Genomic DNA, 15,415 nt, shown 5'->3' on the forward strand with positions numbered 1-15,415 from the left:
GGGGCATGTGTACCTATAGGACGATGTCATTTCGGGACATTTCAACTATGTGGACAAATATACAAACTAAAAAAAATGGTCTACTGACTAAGTACATGATTTGTAAAATTGAATATTAGTATATTAATCGGACAAGTAGGACACAAAAAAATGCTACCGATTAGAGAAAGGTGAATAAAAATGAATTTTGAAATTGCAATGACAGCATTTGTTTTCATTATGACAATGGCCGTCATATTCTGGAGACCAAAAGGAATTCATGAAGCATGGCCTGCTTCAATTGGTGCAATAATCATTCTAGTAACTGGAATTGTTACTCGACACGATTTATACGACATTATAACGAAAATCGGTGGAGCTTCAATTACGATTATAGCTACTATTGTTATGGCTGTTATTTTAGAAAGCTTCGGGTTCTTTCATTGGTCAGCAGCTCGATTAGTTACATTGGCCAAAGGTTCTAGTTATCGATTATATTGGTACATTCAATTACTATGTTTTTTAATGACTTTACTTTTTAATAATGATGGTAGCATCCTAATTACAACACCTATACTAATAATTCTTTTAAAAAATCTACGTTTAAAACCACATCAACAAATTCCCTACCTATTATCAGGTGCATTAATTGCAACTGCTTCAAGTGCTCCAATTGGCGTAAGTAATATCGTAAATTTAATAGGTTTAAAAATCGTACACATGCCACTTTATATGCAACCCTTAATGATGTTTGTACCTACAATGTTAGGCTTATTATTCATGTCGATTATGATGTATTTCGTATTAAAAAGTAAATTTCCAGAAGTGTTACCCGCTTCAACAAATGATATTGAAGAATCTTTTTTTATTAAAAATTTTCATCCGTTAAAAAGTAAAATTTCTGTTGAAACAAAAAGAAAAAGAACAAAGTTTATGCTTAAAATATTAACTTTTGTATTTGTAATGAGATGTTTACTGTTTGTTGCATCATTTATTTCAATTCCAATTGAAATTGTTGCTGTACTAGGTTCTCTCATTTTGCTTATATGGAGATGGTACCATTTAAGAACAAATCCTGTAGATATCTTAAAAAAGACACCATGGCAAATTCTTTTATTTGCATTCTCAATGTATGTAATTATTTACGGACTTCACAATGCTGGTCTTACTGATTTTATTGTAAAAGAAATTGAACCAATCGTTAACCAGGGACTTTTTAATGCCACCTTGGCAATGGGTGGATTAGTAAGTGTTTTGTCAAATCTTTTTAACAATCACCCTGCCCTTATGATCGGGACAATCAGCCTAACTGAAATGGGACTAGATCCAGTGACACTAAAAGCAATCTATCTTGCTAATATAGTTGGTAGTGATATAGGTTCGCTATTGTTACCAATTGGAACATTAGCATCATTAATTTGGATGCACATTTTAAGGGAAAATAAAATTAAAGTAAAATGGAAAGATTATTTAAGCGTCACTATAATTGTGATCCCATTAACAACAATAATTTCATTAATACTATTATTTTATTGGATACAATTATTTTTTGCCCATTAATTTAATTACCCTTTAGGAGGAGATTTACGTGAGTGATGTATCTACATTGCTTGGAGAACAAGTTTCAGTAAGATTATCTGGAGATGTCATATTCGAAGGGATTCTTACTGATTTAGGACAAGATATTTTAGTGCTTTTTAACGGCTTAAAATATTATTATATCCCTTGGATGCATATCCATTTGGTATATCAAAATAATGAATTGAAAGAAAAAATAAAAAACCCTAATGAACCATCCATTACGCAGGAAATGGAGACAATTTCTTATCGTAAAATTTTACTAAATGCTAAAGGAATATTTTCAGAAATCTATGTAACTGGTAATATAACTTTTCATGGTTATATTATGAACGTATTAAATGATTATCTTGTATTTTACTCACCTGTATTTCATACAATGTATATCTCTTTATCACATTTAAAATGGATCACACCTTATAACCATAGAGTGGTACCATATAATTTAAATAATGAAACTCTAGCGGTTCATCCATCAACTACTCCTTTACACAGATCTTTAGAAATTCAGCTTAGAAAAGAAATTGGAAAGCTTGTTATTTTTGATGGTGGGACAGATCCAATGAAAATTGGGCTTTTAAATAAAGTAGATAATAATCAAATAGAACTTTCCGTTGCGAGTGGACAAAATGTTTATTTAAAACTTGCTCATATAAAATCTGTACACTTACCATAGCTAGATACAACCTTTGATACAAAATGTATTTAAAGGTTTTTTTTTGTTTAAAAATTAGGTTTCTTCCTATCCTTTTTTACCTTGCTTTCTTTTATAATTCTTAATACGTCAGTAAAAAAAGCCCCATGCCTTGATTTGGGGCTTTTTAAATATATTAATCTTCTAATCTTTATTTACGTAAATTGATCCGTTCCTCGTTTTTAAATTAAGATGATATTCGCCACTTCCAACCATTGCCTTATTTGTATGATTTTCATCTTTATTTTTCATTTCCCACCCAATATTACCATTAAAACTACCATCATTTGTTTCCGCATTAATCGTTAGATTGTTATCCGTTAGTAGGTCGATTTGAATTTCACCATCATCAGAAGAAATTTTACTATTACCATTTAATAATGCATCCTCAACATTAATTGCACCATTTTTTGTTTTTGCGTTAATTTCTCCTTTATAATCACTTAAGTTAATTTCTCCATCATTAGTCATTATTTCACTTGTACCTTCTAGATTTGCATGTTCAATCGAAATGCTACCATTTCTCGTATCGGCATTTAAATAACCAGCTATATTTTTGATTGTGATTTCACCATCATTTGTTGCAATTTCACTATCACTTTTTAAATTTGCATTCGTTAAGCTGATTGAACCATTTCTAGTTTTTGCAACTAAGTTTCCAGTTACATTTTCAATATTGATTTGACCATCATTTGAATTAATGACTGTTTTATTATCTTTATTTGATAAGCTGACAGAGCCATTTTTTACGTTAATATTCGTTAAAATATTTTTAGGTAATTCAATATTTATCTCTGCTCTTTCATTATCAAAATGAAAGAGCTGATTGTCATCATCACTAATTTCGATAAACAGTTTATCGCCAAGTGTTTTTACTGAATAATAATCGGATAATTTCCCGCTGTCTTTATTATCGCGATCAGGAACTCTTATATGACCATTTACTTTTAACGAACTCGAGTCAGTTCCATTTACATTTATCTCTCCATCAGTTGATTTAATAATAACTTCATTAATTGTTGGAGAGATTGTTTGAGAATCATTTATTTCAATATTTTTAGATTTAAAAGTATAACCAATTTCTTTGATAAACAGGTGACCAATACTAAATAGTAATGAAACAACCATCATTAATGTAAGTAAAAAAATACTAAATCCATGAAAACGAAGTGTGTCTTCTTTTCTTACTATATTGAATAGTAAAATTTCAATTCCTAATAAAATACAAGCAACTGGCCATGCATTAATTAGAAGCTTCGAATAAGGAATTGAAATAAAATTTTGTAGAAACCATAGTAAACCAATAGCGATTAAAATAATTCCCGCTGTTATAGTGCCAACCTTCCAATTCCTCATACTTCTTTTTTCGACTTTCCAGTTAATAATTTAATACCAAGACCGACAAAAATAATACTGATTAGTAAATTTTGTACTAAATTATAGTCAATAAAAATATTGTAATGTCTAGAAATATAATCAGAAGTGTTCTCTAATAATGATAAGCAACCAAAACCGATTAATACCCAACCAATTAAAAACTTATTAATTTTAAATTGATGATTTACGATTGGCTCATCTACCAATTCAATGTCCTCACGGTATTTACTATGATATTGAAGTGCATCAAAGTAGCTATAAAATACGATGACTGGTATAAAAAATCCAAAGCTTGAAATTAAATGTGTTAAAAATACTGTACCGAAAAATAACAGCATAAACTGTAAGCCTCGACTCATTAATCCTAAATAAAAATGGCCAAGACCAGGTAAAATCGATAATAAATAAACTAATTTTTTACGTTTTTTCAATGTTTGTACCTCCATTATTTTTTATTTCCTTTCAAAATTTTTGGAATTGGAATTGATAATTTAATTTCTTTACTTTTTTCAATTAACGAAGAAGTCTGATTAATCGTTTGTACAACATGACGATTGGAATTTGTAATCCGTTCAGTTAATTGAAATTGGAAGAATAAAAATGTTGCTGCAGCAGCCAATACTAAATGGATTAAACGAACTTTTTTTGAATTCGTATTAGATTTATTTTCATTCGTTTTTTCCGAAATCTGTATTGATTCAGTTTGTTTCATTATTTCGTTCACTAGCTCATCTGAAAAATGGAATTCAGGTGGATTCATCCATTCCATGTCTAATTCATTTAATAGTTCAAGTTCCGCCTGGCATGAGCTACATTCATTTAAGTGTTGTTCAAGCAAAAGAGATTCTTTATTTGAAAGCTTCTTTTGTTGATACGATAATAGTTGGTCAGAAGTTAAATGTTTCAAATGATCCCTCCTTTATGCTTGTCTTTAATTAATCGTTTAGCTCGATATAAACGTGATTCTACAGTTTTAACGGCTACATTTAATTTCAAAGCTATTTCCCCATAGGTAAGTTCTTCAAAATAATATAATTTCAATACATCGCTATATGCTTGTGGCAATTCAATTAAATATGAATGAATAAGTTCTTTATCAATCGTTTTTAGTAAAGCTTCTTCAGGTGATAATAAATTCTCCTCTGGTAAAGTAGAAAGTAATTCACTAGTTTCATTTTCCTGTTGTTTTACTTGTTTTCTTTTAAAATCAATTGCTTTATTCATTGTAATTCGATAAATCCATGTGGCCAAACTAGATTCTCCGTTAAAGTCTTCGAGAGAACGATACAATTGGAGAAAGACTTCTTGCGAAATATCTTCAGCATCCTTTTGGTTATTTGAAACTTTCAATGCTACTGCAAATACCTTTGATTGGTATCTTACTATTAATTCCTTAAATAGTTGATGATTCCCCTTTACTATATTCCTTACTAAGTGTTCATCCGACTCCATTGCATCACCTCTTTTCCTTTTCCATAACTTTAGACGAAGACAAATTTAAAAACCCTGCAAAAATAAATAAATTTTTTCAAAAAAAGTTTTTAAACATCTTTCTTAATCAATTAAAGAAGAATAATTGATTTTCCACTTTGTTAAAAAATAGTTTGTGAGTAATACTCTTTTTTAATTAATAAACAAAAAAAAAGCTTGTAAAAACAAGCTTTCACACTGGAGAAAAACAACCTTGTCAATTAATAAACAAATTTTCGTAAAAGGAGTTTAGTGAGGTTGATTTCCACTACGGGGTGCTCGCTTTCCATGGGGNNTCCCATAGGAGTCGAGCACCCCTTCGTTCCAATCAACTTATTCATCAAAAAAATGGATACACTAAAAACCAAATTTTACATCCTTTACTTAGAATTGCATAATAGCTTGTTAATCAGTTTGTAGGCAAATTAAAATCGAACATCAACTTATTATAATAATCATTTTAAATTGTTTTTCTATAAATTAGCTCTTAAATATTTTTAACTTCTTAAGAATAAAAATTACTAGAGTTTATTGTTATTATAAAACCGCTCAAATAATTAACATTTATCATTTTTAGATCATAAATAAATAAATTATTTTATCATTTAAATTTACTTAATATATGTTTGACCATTTTATATTTCAACTCTTTGAAAGCTTTTATTTACAACCTTCAATGTTAAGTAAATAGCCAACATTAGCTAATGAACCTCAGAAATACTTTTTAAATCCTTAATATTTGTTCGCATATGGTTCATTATTTCGTTGTATCTCATTTTGCCATTTTTCAGATTAACATCATTAATATTTTCCAAAGACATAATTTTAAAATTACGATTATCCCGATAGTAATTATACGTTGGAAAAAAACTTGGATTTGCCAATTCAATTTTTACATTTTGATCAGTTTGAGTTTTAACTACATCAATTGTACCCATGCCACCTATTAACTCATAGATTTCATCTTGAGCTGATAAGTAATTTCCTAATGAGTAAAAGACGATCGTTTTATTCCCCGTTTTTCCAGTGATCCATGCCGGCGGTTGCAGGACGTGTGGATGATTTCCAATAATAATTTGAACTCCCATATCAGCTAATTGTTTTGCAAGATTCTTTTGGGTATTGTTCGGCATTCTTTCATATTCAATCCCCCAATGCATGGCAACTACTACTACATCTGATACTTTCTTTGCCCTTGCAACATCACTACGTATTTTGGCAAGGTCAATCAAATTTACTAAATAATCTTTTCCTTTAGGAACGGGAATCCCATTTGTACCAAATGTGTAAGCAAGAAATGAAAATCGAATATTATTTTTATTTATCACTCTAATTTGGTCACGATCTGCTTGTGATTTAAAAGCACCTGTATATGGCATATGAATAGCGTCCCAATGGGAAATTGCACTTCGTATAATTTTCTCTCCTCGATCAAGCGTATGATTATTGGCCAGTGTTACAAAATCAACCCCAGCCCCTTTGAGTGCATCTCCGACTTCATATGGGCTATTAAACGCTGGATACGTAGATAATCCGAATTGCTTTCCACCAATCATCGTTTCTTGATTCGCTACTAAAATATCTGGCTTTTCCATCGTTTTTCTAACTTCATCAAACATTTTATTAAAGTTATATACACCATTTGGAAGCATAGCATCTTCATAAACTTCATTATGTATTAATAGGTCACCCACGGCACCAACGGTCACCTTTGAAACAACCTGATTTACTTTTTTTATAGGCTCTTTCTGCTCTTTAACCTGTTCTGTATTTCGATTATTTTCTTTTACTTTGTGTTCCTCTTGATTATTTTTTGTACACCCGCAAAGTAAAGCAATAATACAGGTTACTAATATTACAATTATTTTTTTCATCTTTTTCTCTCCTGTTAAAGGGAGGTTCATTGGAATGCATGGTAAAGGGAATGACAAAACAATCCGAACCTTTATCTATTAATATTTTAATCCTTATTATCAATTAATAATCTTTAAGATCCTTAAAAACTTTCTTCTATCATTGTCGTTTCCGACTGTACTCCTTTTAAGTTATTTCCATTTTTTAACAAACAAACAATATATTCTACAGTGTTTATTTAAAAATATCAAACAATATTAATCGTTTACTTAAATAGATTTTAAAAATTGAGAATTATTGGACTTTACTAATGTTCAACTATTAAAATAATAGCATGTTCAGCATTTTTTGACTTTTAAACAGGTTACAATTCATATTTAATAATTCTTAAAACGTTTTGAAAGATAAGGAGAGAACAATGAATAGAACAGAAAAGTTATTACAATTAAAGAAAGAGATTAGTCACGTAATAATTGGTAAAGAGGATGTCGTTGAAATGATTTTCATCGCTCTTATTAATAATGGACATATTTTACTCGAAAGTGTCCCTGGTACTGGAAAGACACAATTAGCTAAAAGCTTTGCCAAAACGATTAACGGATCGTTTAAAAGAATTCAATTTACTCCGGATTTATTACCTAGTGATGTAACAGGTATTCAATTTTTTCATCCAAAAGAACAAGACTTTCAGCTTCGAATCGGCCCTGTTATGACAAATATTTTATTAGCAGATGAGATTAATCGTGCTACTCCTAGAACCCAAGCTAGTTTATTAGAAGTAATGGAAGAACGCCAGGTAACAATTGATGGAGAAACTATTCCTCTACCGAATCCGTTTATCGTTATAGCAACGCAAAATCCAATTGAATCACAACAAGGTACGTTTCCATTACCTGAAGCACAAATGGATCGATTTTTTATGCAGATTCGTTTGGAATACCCTACATTTGAAGAAGAAAAAAGCATTATGAAGTCATATCGTTCAAATACTCCATTTTTGAATTTAAAAAATGTACTAACTTTAGAAGAAATTGATGAAATGAAAGAACAAGTGAAAACTGTTACAATTTCTGAAGAAGTAGAGGATTATATTTTAAATATTATTCATTCAACGAGAAATCATGAAGATATTCAACTCGGCATAAGTCCACGTGGTACATTGGCACTAATGAGAGCTTCACAAGGTAAAGCATATATAAACAATAGATCATTTGTCACTCCACAAGATGTGAAGGACGTTGCGATTTATCTCCTTTCACACAGATTAGTCTTGACCCTTGAGGCATCCTTAAAGAAAAATGCTATACAAGTTATTGAATCAGTTTTAAATCAAGTTGAAGTTCCTGTAGAAGCTGGAGCTGGTCAATAAATGACTTGGAATAAAGAAATACATGGTAAAAATTCACTTGATATCCTAACTATTTTTGGGATCATATTTCTAATCATTAATGTCTATCAATCTACCTATTTATTAATGTTTTTAGGAGGATTTTTAATCATCATTAGTTTGATGAGTCGATACTATTTAAAACATATTGCTGATCACCTTATCATCGAAAACGACAAGGAGCCCATTCGAGTTTCCGTCGGAGAACAATTTAATTTACCCGTAAAGATCACCCAGAATCATTGGTTGCCAATTATAAACGCAACAGTTCGAATAAAATTAGAACCAATAGTAGATGCAATAAATTTTAAAACAGTTAGTAGCGATTCAGATTTAGAACTAATTATCCCTATTCAACTAAAAGGTAACGAAACGATTCAGATTTCATTACCACTTTCAGCTACTAAACGAGGTGTTACTAGAATTAAACATGTAGAATTAAAAATTTCAAACTTTTTTAGTTTAGGCTATCTATATTTGACCTATAAACCATTTTTATATAAAGAAATTATTATTTACCCTACTTTAATTCCTGTACCTCAAATTGACCAAATAATTTCAACAAACTCATATGGTAGTTTTGTAACAAATACTAGTATGTTTGAAGATTTTCTAGCTCCGATTGGAACAAGAGATTATGTTTATTCGGACTCATTTCATCGAATCCATTGGAAATCTAGTGCTAAAACTCAAGTACTTCAAACGAAAATTTATGAACGAACTGCTGACTATTCAATTACATTCATCATAAATTTAAGAGATACTCAACATGATAATTTTAGATTAAGTATAATTGAAAACATCGAATCAATTGCTAGTAATATTGCCTATATAGTCCAATACGCTGCAATAAAAAATATTAATTATGAAATATTCCTAAATTTGAACATGGAAAGTGGAGTTCCTGTTTATCATTTACCTATTGGTGGAGGTAAATCTCAATTAGGTAAAACTTATGATATTCTTGCTAGAATTAATGGCGCAATGATGACACAGTCAATTGATCGATTACTGCATTACGTAGAAAAGCAGCAACGAAAATCTCCCGTTGTTATTTTATGTGGCCCGTTCGGTAAGAATGGAGATCGATATTTCGCTCAAATGAGAAAACGTGGCCAAAGCATCTATTATCTACAAGATGATTTAGAAAGTCCAACGCTTGTTCCATTTGGACATCATTAAGTCGAAAGGAAAATGAAATGATTTTACGTTTACTTTCTACATACTTTTTTTCATTAGAATATCTATTACTCTATTTAATCGTTATCTTTATATACGAATCAAAAAATCAACTGCCACCTACATTGGCACTAATTTGTATTTTTTTGATTGGAAATCTATTTTTACTTTACTCATTACGAAAGTCTCAAGTATCACGAGTTATTCCATTTCTAGCGGCCATAATTTCTGGAGGAATCAGTTATACTCTTGGATTAAATTCAGTTACATCTATTTTATGCGCTAGCTTTATCTATTTTCGACTTGAGGCTTTCCTTAAAGACACTTCGTTATGGATCGAAGAACGAAATAAATTGCAGATCATTTTTTATTTAACAAGTTTGGTAGTCCTCTTTTTTGGGTGGACTGCACATTATTCTCATATGAACTTGATCTTATGGATAATCATCATTTTTACAATTTTATTTAGTTTAGGTAGATACTTTCAACAAGCAGTCACAACACATACTATTAAAAACTATCGAGGAATTATAGGATCTATTAGTATGGCAGCCCTGCTTACTGGAATCATATCGTTAATCTTACCGATCTTAAAGTGGGGGATTTTTAAATTACTAGACGTTTTATTTAGTGCAGTTGGTTTTTTAGGAACTCCTTTCTTTAACTATGTAGATCACATCACTATTAAAGAGAAAAAAATCAAGCTAGGCCAAAATTCAAGCGCTGAAGATAAACTTCCACAAAATATACGTAATCACCATTATATTTTAGAGTCGACTCCTACTTGGGTATGGTTATTATTATTGATGATCGTTTTAATCGTAATTTGGCTAGTCATAAGAAAGCTTACTTATATACGTAATGAAAAACATACTGTCAAACAAGAAATCAGCATCGAATATAATGCAATACCAGAACACAAGAGGAAAAAAATACGCTTTTTCAAACACTCTGCCCCAACAGAGCAAATCAGAAAACTGATCTTCCAACTTCAAAAATATGCATCTAAATACAAGATGGGTCGACACCAAAATGAAACATTAAAAGAGTGGTTGGAGCGCATACAAATACCGAATGAAGATGAGCTAATCAATGCATATAACTCGGTGCGCTATGGTAAAGGTGAAATAAAGGATATTGAGAAATACGAAGAACAAGTAAAAAGAATCAAGGATAGGATTAAAAGCAAGAATAAGGAAGAAGATTAAGAACAAAGAATACACCCAAACCTTGTACTTAGGTTTGGGTTTTTATGCAGTTGAAAAGGTTGAGACTACGAATAAACCTGTGTAGATGCAATTTAATTTGCTTAAGTTAAGTGCAAATAAAAATGCTATTTCTGCAATTAAATCTGTTCATGTGCAATTATAAATGCCATAACTGCAATTAAATTTGGTTAATCTGCAATTTAAAAAACCAAGTCTGCAATTAAAACTATGAAAACTGCAAATAAGGCTTGGCATCATGAGAAAATAGTTTATCAGATTCAAAAAAATAGAAGAACTAACAATAAATCGAGTAAGAATCATTCAAACCTAAACATTATCCAGTAAAAGTATGGTTGATTTGAACTTTATATCAAAATTTCAATGTTAGACCAACAAGGAACACCATTGTGAGTACTTAATAATGCAAAATGATGATCCATATTTACTCATAAGAGGCCCTTGAATCATCACGAAAAAAACACAAACCATAAACTTAGGTTCGTGTCCTCTCCTTACTCTAGTATTTAATTCTAATTGTATACTTTCGTACTGATTGTATATTTTTCAATATTTTGCATGTGTGGCTCGTACCCGATGCCTGATTTGGTTGGTACAGTAATCATTCCATTTTCTACAGTTACTTCTGGTTCGATGATATCTTCTGCCCAGTATAATGCAGATGCTGCTGTGTCTCCAGGTAGAATGAAGTTTGGTAATGATGTAATTGCAATATTATGTGCTCTTCCGATTCCTGATTCTAGCATTCCACCGCACCATAATGGAATTCCATTTTCCTGGCATAGATCATGTATTTTTCTTGATTGAGTTAATCCTCCAACTCGACCAATTTTAATATTAATAATTTTACAGCTTCCTAGTTTTATTGCTTTTCTAACATCTTCTAGTGAGTGAATACTTTCGTCTAAGCAGATTGGAGTTTTCATTCTTTCTTGTAGATCTGCGTGATCGATTATATCGTTGTATGCAAGTGGTTGTTCGATCATCATTAAATTATATTCATCTAATGCAATTAATTGGTCCATATCAGCTAATGTATATGCTGAGTTAGCATCCGCCATTAAAGGAATCGTTGGATAAACTTTACGTACTTTATCAATCAGTTCAATATCCCAGCCTGGTTTAATTTTTAATTTAAATCTTTTATAGCCTTCTGCAAGTCGGTTTTCGATAATTTTAATTGTTGAATCGATTGAATCTTGAATCCCAATGCTTACTCCTACTTCGATTTCCTTTTTCGTTCCACCTAACGCAGTTGAAAGTGAGATATTTTCTTGTTTAGCATACAGATCCCAAATTGCACCTTCTATGGCAGCTTTGGCCATATAGTTCCCACGAATATGTGAGAAATACTTTTCGGAAATTTCGTCTGGATGGTTAATATCATTATTTAACACGATTGGAATTAAATAATCTTCTAGAATATGCCAATTTGTTTTTAAAGTTTCTTCATTATATAGTGGATCAAGCATAGCAACAGATTCAGCCCAACCTGATATACCGTCTTCGCTTATCGCTTCTAATAGAATAAATTCACGGTCATATTCAGTACCAAAGCTTGTTGTAAATGGATGCAATAAATCTAGCTTCATATGGCGTAATATTATTTTTTTAATTTTCATTTCCGAACAACTCTCCTTTATATTACTTTTCTATTTGTTTAGTACATAAAAATGAACTGGTATTTCCGAGTCTGAATTCTTATAAAATCCAGTAACTTTCCATTCGCTTTGAAATAATTTTTTAAAGGACTCTCTAGTAAGCATTCGCCATTGGCTTGCAATTTTAATATTCGTTTCTCGAATTGTTCGGAAATCTTTTGGTACTGCAACAAAGGCTAGATCGTTCAATACATCCATATCGTTATGAATCGGTATTGGTATTCCGTCATTGTTTTCTTCCCATTTTATAAGTGAATTTTTAACTGCTTCATCTAATTCAAAAGGTCTCAAATTCACCTTTTCCTCTTCTCCTTTTGCAATATACCATTCAACTAGAAAACGGTCAGATGGAATTCCATTATTTAATAAGTCTTCCATTTCTCCATAGCAGTTTTCAATATACGTATTACAAACTCCACCTAACTTAGAAATATTTAAATATCCATTTGCGGTTTCTAATGGATCATAAGTCCAAGTAATGAGTTTATATCCGAGTTTAAGAGCTTCTTCTCGCTGGGCAATTTTAAGCAGTTTTCCAATCCCTTTATTACGAAACTCTTGATCAATTCCAAGCATATGAGAACAAAGATAAACATTTTGTCCATTATAGCCAGGAAAACTATATTGAAATCCAACCATTTTATCGCCAAAATATGCCCCTAAAACTAAGCCGCCATTTTTTGCAGCTGTAATTGTTTGATGAGTAGGAATTGAATCCTCAAGTCCCCAAATTTTAGATTCTAGTTCTCGTACCTGCCCCATTTCTTCGATGGAATGTAGAGCCCGGATCTTAATTCCTGTCTTAACTTCAGATTGATTCAGTTTGTTTAGCATTTGCGCCACCTCTTAATTGTTCTTGTTCTGATGCTAATAAAACTGTTTGAGTTAAAATTTTCGCTCCATAATGAAGTGCTTCTAAATTAAAACTCATATGAGGATGATGTAACCCCGGTGTTAATCCACATCCTAAACCGACCATTGTAGCCGCAATTTGAGGATATTTATTTGTATAGAAATGGAAGTCCTCACCACCATTTGAAATACATTCAGGGACTACGTTTTCTTGTCCAATCATTTCAGCAATGGCCCTTTCGGTAATTTTTATTGCCTGCTCGTTTTGTACGGCCGCTGGAACAAACTCTTCCATAGACCACGAAATCTTAGCTTTTGTTTCAAACATCGTTTCCTCAAAAACCTCAACTGTACGCGCATTTAATTGATTCATAATGTCATTTGTTTGCGCTCTAACATCAAGTGAAAACTTTACCGTTTCTGGTATCGTATTTGATGCTTCATTTTCAGTTTGAATTTGGGTCATTTTAATTGAATGAGGCATATCCGTATTTAAATTTATTTGCTTTAATTTATTTACTATTTCAGCAGCTACTTCAATCACATTAATACCATCTTGTGGTCTAGATGCGTGAGCCTGAATTCCTCGAATTGTCCCTTTAATCGTTTCAGCAGAACCATGTATGATCACTGGAGATGCCTTTTGAAAAGGTACTTCTCTTTCTGGTCTTAAGTGTACGCCAAACAATGAAATAACATTGTCTAATGCACCATCTTCCATCATTTGAAGGGCTCCTTCACCCTTTTCTTCAGCTGGCTGGAAGATAAATCGAATCGTATGTTTTGGCTTTGTACCACTTGCAGATATCGCCAACGCTGCAAATAAAACCATCGTACTATGAGCATCATGACCACATGAGTGGTTTGCCATTACAACACCATCAACTTCTTGAACTAGTGCATCCATATCAGCTCTTAGCGCAACAACTGTATCATTTTGACCCTTAATTTCAGCAATAAATCCAAAATGATTTTTAAACGTTTTAATCTCAACTTTTGCATCATTTAGTCGTTCTCTTAAATACTTTGCTGTTTGTTCTTCTTGCCAACTAGGCTCAGCTAGCTTATGTAAATCCCGGTAAGTTTGTAAAATAGTTTCTTTATTATGATCTAGATAAGATTGTGGATTCATCAGATTTTCTCCTAACTGTTTTTTCTATTCTATAAACACTTCATAGGTAGAATAAATTTTTTCCAATTTTTGTTGATACATTTGAATTCTTTTTTGGTCTTTTTCATATAATCCGGCAATCACTAAATTTAATAGACTAATAACTGATGCTACCGAGTTAGAACCACTTTCCACATTTTCTTCTGTAGTTAGAACGATATCTGCTATTCGACCGATTGGTGATAATAATCGATCAGTAACTGAAATTAAACTTACTCCATTTTCTTTCGTACATTCTGCAATTGTTAATGTTTCCTTTGCATACCTTGGAAAAGAAAAAGCAACAACAACTGATTTTTCTGTTAAATTACAAAACTTTTCATAAAAGTCACCTGCAGGAGAACAGTACAATACGTTACCTCTAATTGAGCTTAACGTATTCGAAAACCAGTACGCAGCTAGATGGGATACTCGATGACCAACTATTAACACTTGATCAGCACAGGTAATTGCTTCAATAGCTTTTGAAATTTCCTTAATATTCGAAGGTTGTAATAAGTTTCTTAAAATATTTACTTCATTTTCGATAATTTTTGTAAAAGTATTTTGTCCTTCTTCATTTTTTAACTCTTCTTTTTCTTTTATATAATCGGTTTTATTTAAATGAAGAAACTCATTTTGAACACATAACTGCATATCACTGAAGCCTTCAAATTCGAGTGCATATGAAAGACGAATGACCGTTGTTTCACTTACTTCAGCTTTTTTTCCAATTTGATGAGCAGTTTTAAAGGCACACTCCTCAAGATTTTCAATCATATAAGTCGCTACTTTTTTTTGCCCTGGTGATAATTGTGAAAATTTTTCCTTTACTAACAATTTAAAATTAGGTCGCTCCATTATTTTTAATCCTTCCAACATTGAAGTTTATACTTCATAAATTTTAAAAATTGCAGTCAATACTTCTTTTTCTTATACATTATCATATCCCTAAACTAGGAGCAAGGAAAAAAAAGTTAAGTTTTTCTGCTTTTAACCTAATAAATA

The 15,415-nt window shown here is 31.4% G+C and carries 14 protein-coding genes; 5 read left to right on the forward strand and 9 right to left on the reverse strand.

Going from position 1 to position 15,415, the window contains the following annotated elements:
- The first annotated feature begins 180 nt into the window (after positions 1 to 180).
- Both CN946_RS15600 and CN946_RS15605 read left to right on the forward strand, forming a co-directional pair.
- Positions 181 to 1,539 (forward strand): arsenic transporter, encoded by a 1,359-nt coding sequence (locus CN946_RS15600; RefSeq protein ID WP_098861970.1) that lies wholly within the window; start codon positions 181 to 183, stop codon positions 1,537 to 1,539.
- 28 nt (positions 1,540 to 1,567) lie between these two features.
- The gene (locus CN946_RS15605; RefSeq protein ID WP_098861971.1) at positions 1,568 to 2,233 is read left to right on the forward strand and encodes a DUF2642 domain-containing protein; all 666 of its coding nucleotides are present in this window, start codon (positions 1,568 to 1,570) and stop codon (positions 2,231 to 2,233) included.
- 162 nt (positions 2,234 to 2,395) lie between these two features.
- On the opposite strand, the gene CN946_RS15610 is transcribed toward CN946_RS15605, so the two are convergent.
- The 5 genes from CN946_RS15610 to CN946_RS15630 all read right to left on the reverse strand — a co-directional run bounded on the left by CN946_RS15610 (position 2,396) and on the right by CN946_RS15630 (position 6,972).
- Complete coding sequence (locus tag CN946_RS15610) at positions 2,396 to 3,607, reverse strand: DUF4097 family beta strand repeat-containing protein (protein WP_098861972.1); 1,212 nt, start codon at positions 3,605 to 3,607, stop codon at positions 2,396 to 2,398.
- A complete protein-coding gene (locus tag CN946_RS15615) occupies positions 3,604 to 4,059 on the reverse strand; it encodes a hypothetical protein (RefSeq protein ID WP_141546926.1) in 456 nt (151 codons plus the stop codon). The genes CN946_RS15610 and CN946_RS15615 overlap by 4 nt, the downstream gene beginning before the upstream one ends.
- 14 nt (positions 4,060 to 4,073) lie before the next feature.
- Complete coding sequence (locus CN946_RS15620; RefSeq protein WP_098861974.1) at positions 4,074 to 4,535, reverse strand: anti-sigma factor; 462 nt, start codon at positions 4,533 to 4,535, stop codon at positions 4,074 to 4,076.
- On the reverse strand, positions 4,532 to 5,080 hold the full coding sequence (locus CN946_RS15625; RefSeq protein ID WP_098861975.1) for an RNA polymerase sigma factor: 549 nt from the start codon (positions 5,078 to 5,080) through the stop codon (positions 4,532 to 4,534). The genes CN946_RS15620 and CN946_RS15625 overlap by 4 nt, the downstream gene beginning before the upstream one ends.
- A gap of 719 nt (positions 5,081 to 5,799) precedes the next feature.
- On the reverse strand, positions 5,800 to 6,972 hold the full coding sequence (locus tag CN946_RS15630; RefSeq protein ID WP_176547338.1) for a CapA family protein: 1,173 nt from the start codon (positions 6,970 to 6,972) through the stop codon (positions 5,800 to 5,802).
- A gap of 398 nt (positions 6,973 to 7,370) precedes the next feature.
- Between CN946_RS15630 and CN946_RS15635 the strand changes: the two genes are divergently transcribed.
- Genes CN946_RS15635 through CN946_RS15645 form a run of 3 tightly spaced genes read left to right on the forward strand, consistent with a single transcriptional unit; the run spans position 7,371 to position 10,726 of the window.
- Positions 7,371 to 8,321: an AAA family ATPase gene (locus CN946_RS15635; RefSeq protein ID WP_098861977.1), complete on the forward strand. Its 951-nt coding sequence runs from the start codon at positions 7,371 to 7,373 to the stop codon at positions 8,319 to 8,321.
- A complete protein-coding gene (locus CN946_RS15640; RefSeq protein WP_098861978.1) occupies positions 8,322 to 9,521 on the forward strand; it encodes a DUF58 domain-containing protein in 1,200 nt (399 codons plus the stop codon).
- Positions 9,522 to 9,538: 17 nt separating this feature from the next.
- A complete protein-coding gene (locus CN946_RS15645) occupies positions 9,539 to 10,726 on the forward strand; it encodes a hypothetical protein (protein WP_098861979.1) in 1,188 nt (395 codons plus the stop codon).
- Between the two features lie 530 nt (positions 10,727 to 11,256).
- Here CN946_RS15645 and menC read toward each other — a convergent pair.
- From menC to CN946_RS15665, 4 genes are read right to left on the reverse strand one after another with little or no spacing between them, the layout of a single operon-like run.
- The gene (menC, locus tag CN946_RS15650) at positions 11,257 to 12,366 is read right to left on the reverse strand and encodes an o-succinylbenzoate synthase (RefSeq protein ID WP_098861980.1); all 1,110 of its coding nucleotides are present in this window, start codon (positions 12,364 to 12,366) and stop codon (positions 11,257 to 11,259) included.
- A gap of 30 nt (positions 12,367 to 12,396) precedes the next feature.
- Complete coding sequence (locus CN946_RS15655) at positions 12,397 to 13,239, reverse strand: GNAT family N-acetyltransferase (RefSeq protein WP_098861981.1); 843 nt, start codon at positions 13,237 to 13,239, stop codon at positions 12,397 to 12,399.
- Positions 13,214 to 14,389 carry an amidohydrolase gene (locus tag CN946_RS15660; RefSeq protein ID WP_098861982.1) on the reverse strand — a complete coding sequence of 392 codons (1,176 nt, stop codon included), beginning with the start codon at positions 14,387 to 14,389 and terminating at the stop codon, positions 13,214 to 13,216. Before CN946_RS15660 ends, CN946_RS15655 begins: the two co-directional genes overlap by 26 nt.
- Before the next feature lie 24 nt (positions 14,390 to 14,413).
- Positions 14,414 to 15,268, reverse strand: a complete 855-nt coding sequence (locus CN946_RS15665; RefSeq protein ID WP_098861983.1) for a MurR/RpiR family transcriptional regulator — start codon at positions 15,266 to 15,268, stop codon at positions 14,414 to 14,416.
- Between the last annotated feature and the right edge of the window lie 147 nt (positions 15,269 to 15,415).

The organism is Bacillus sp. AFS053548, from assembly GCF_002575105.1.
Classification (GTDB): Bacteria; Bacillota; Bacilli; order Bacillales; family Bacillaceae_G; genus Gottfriedia.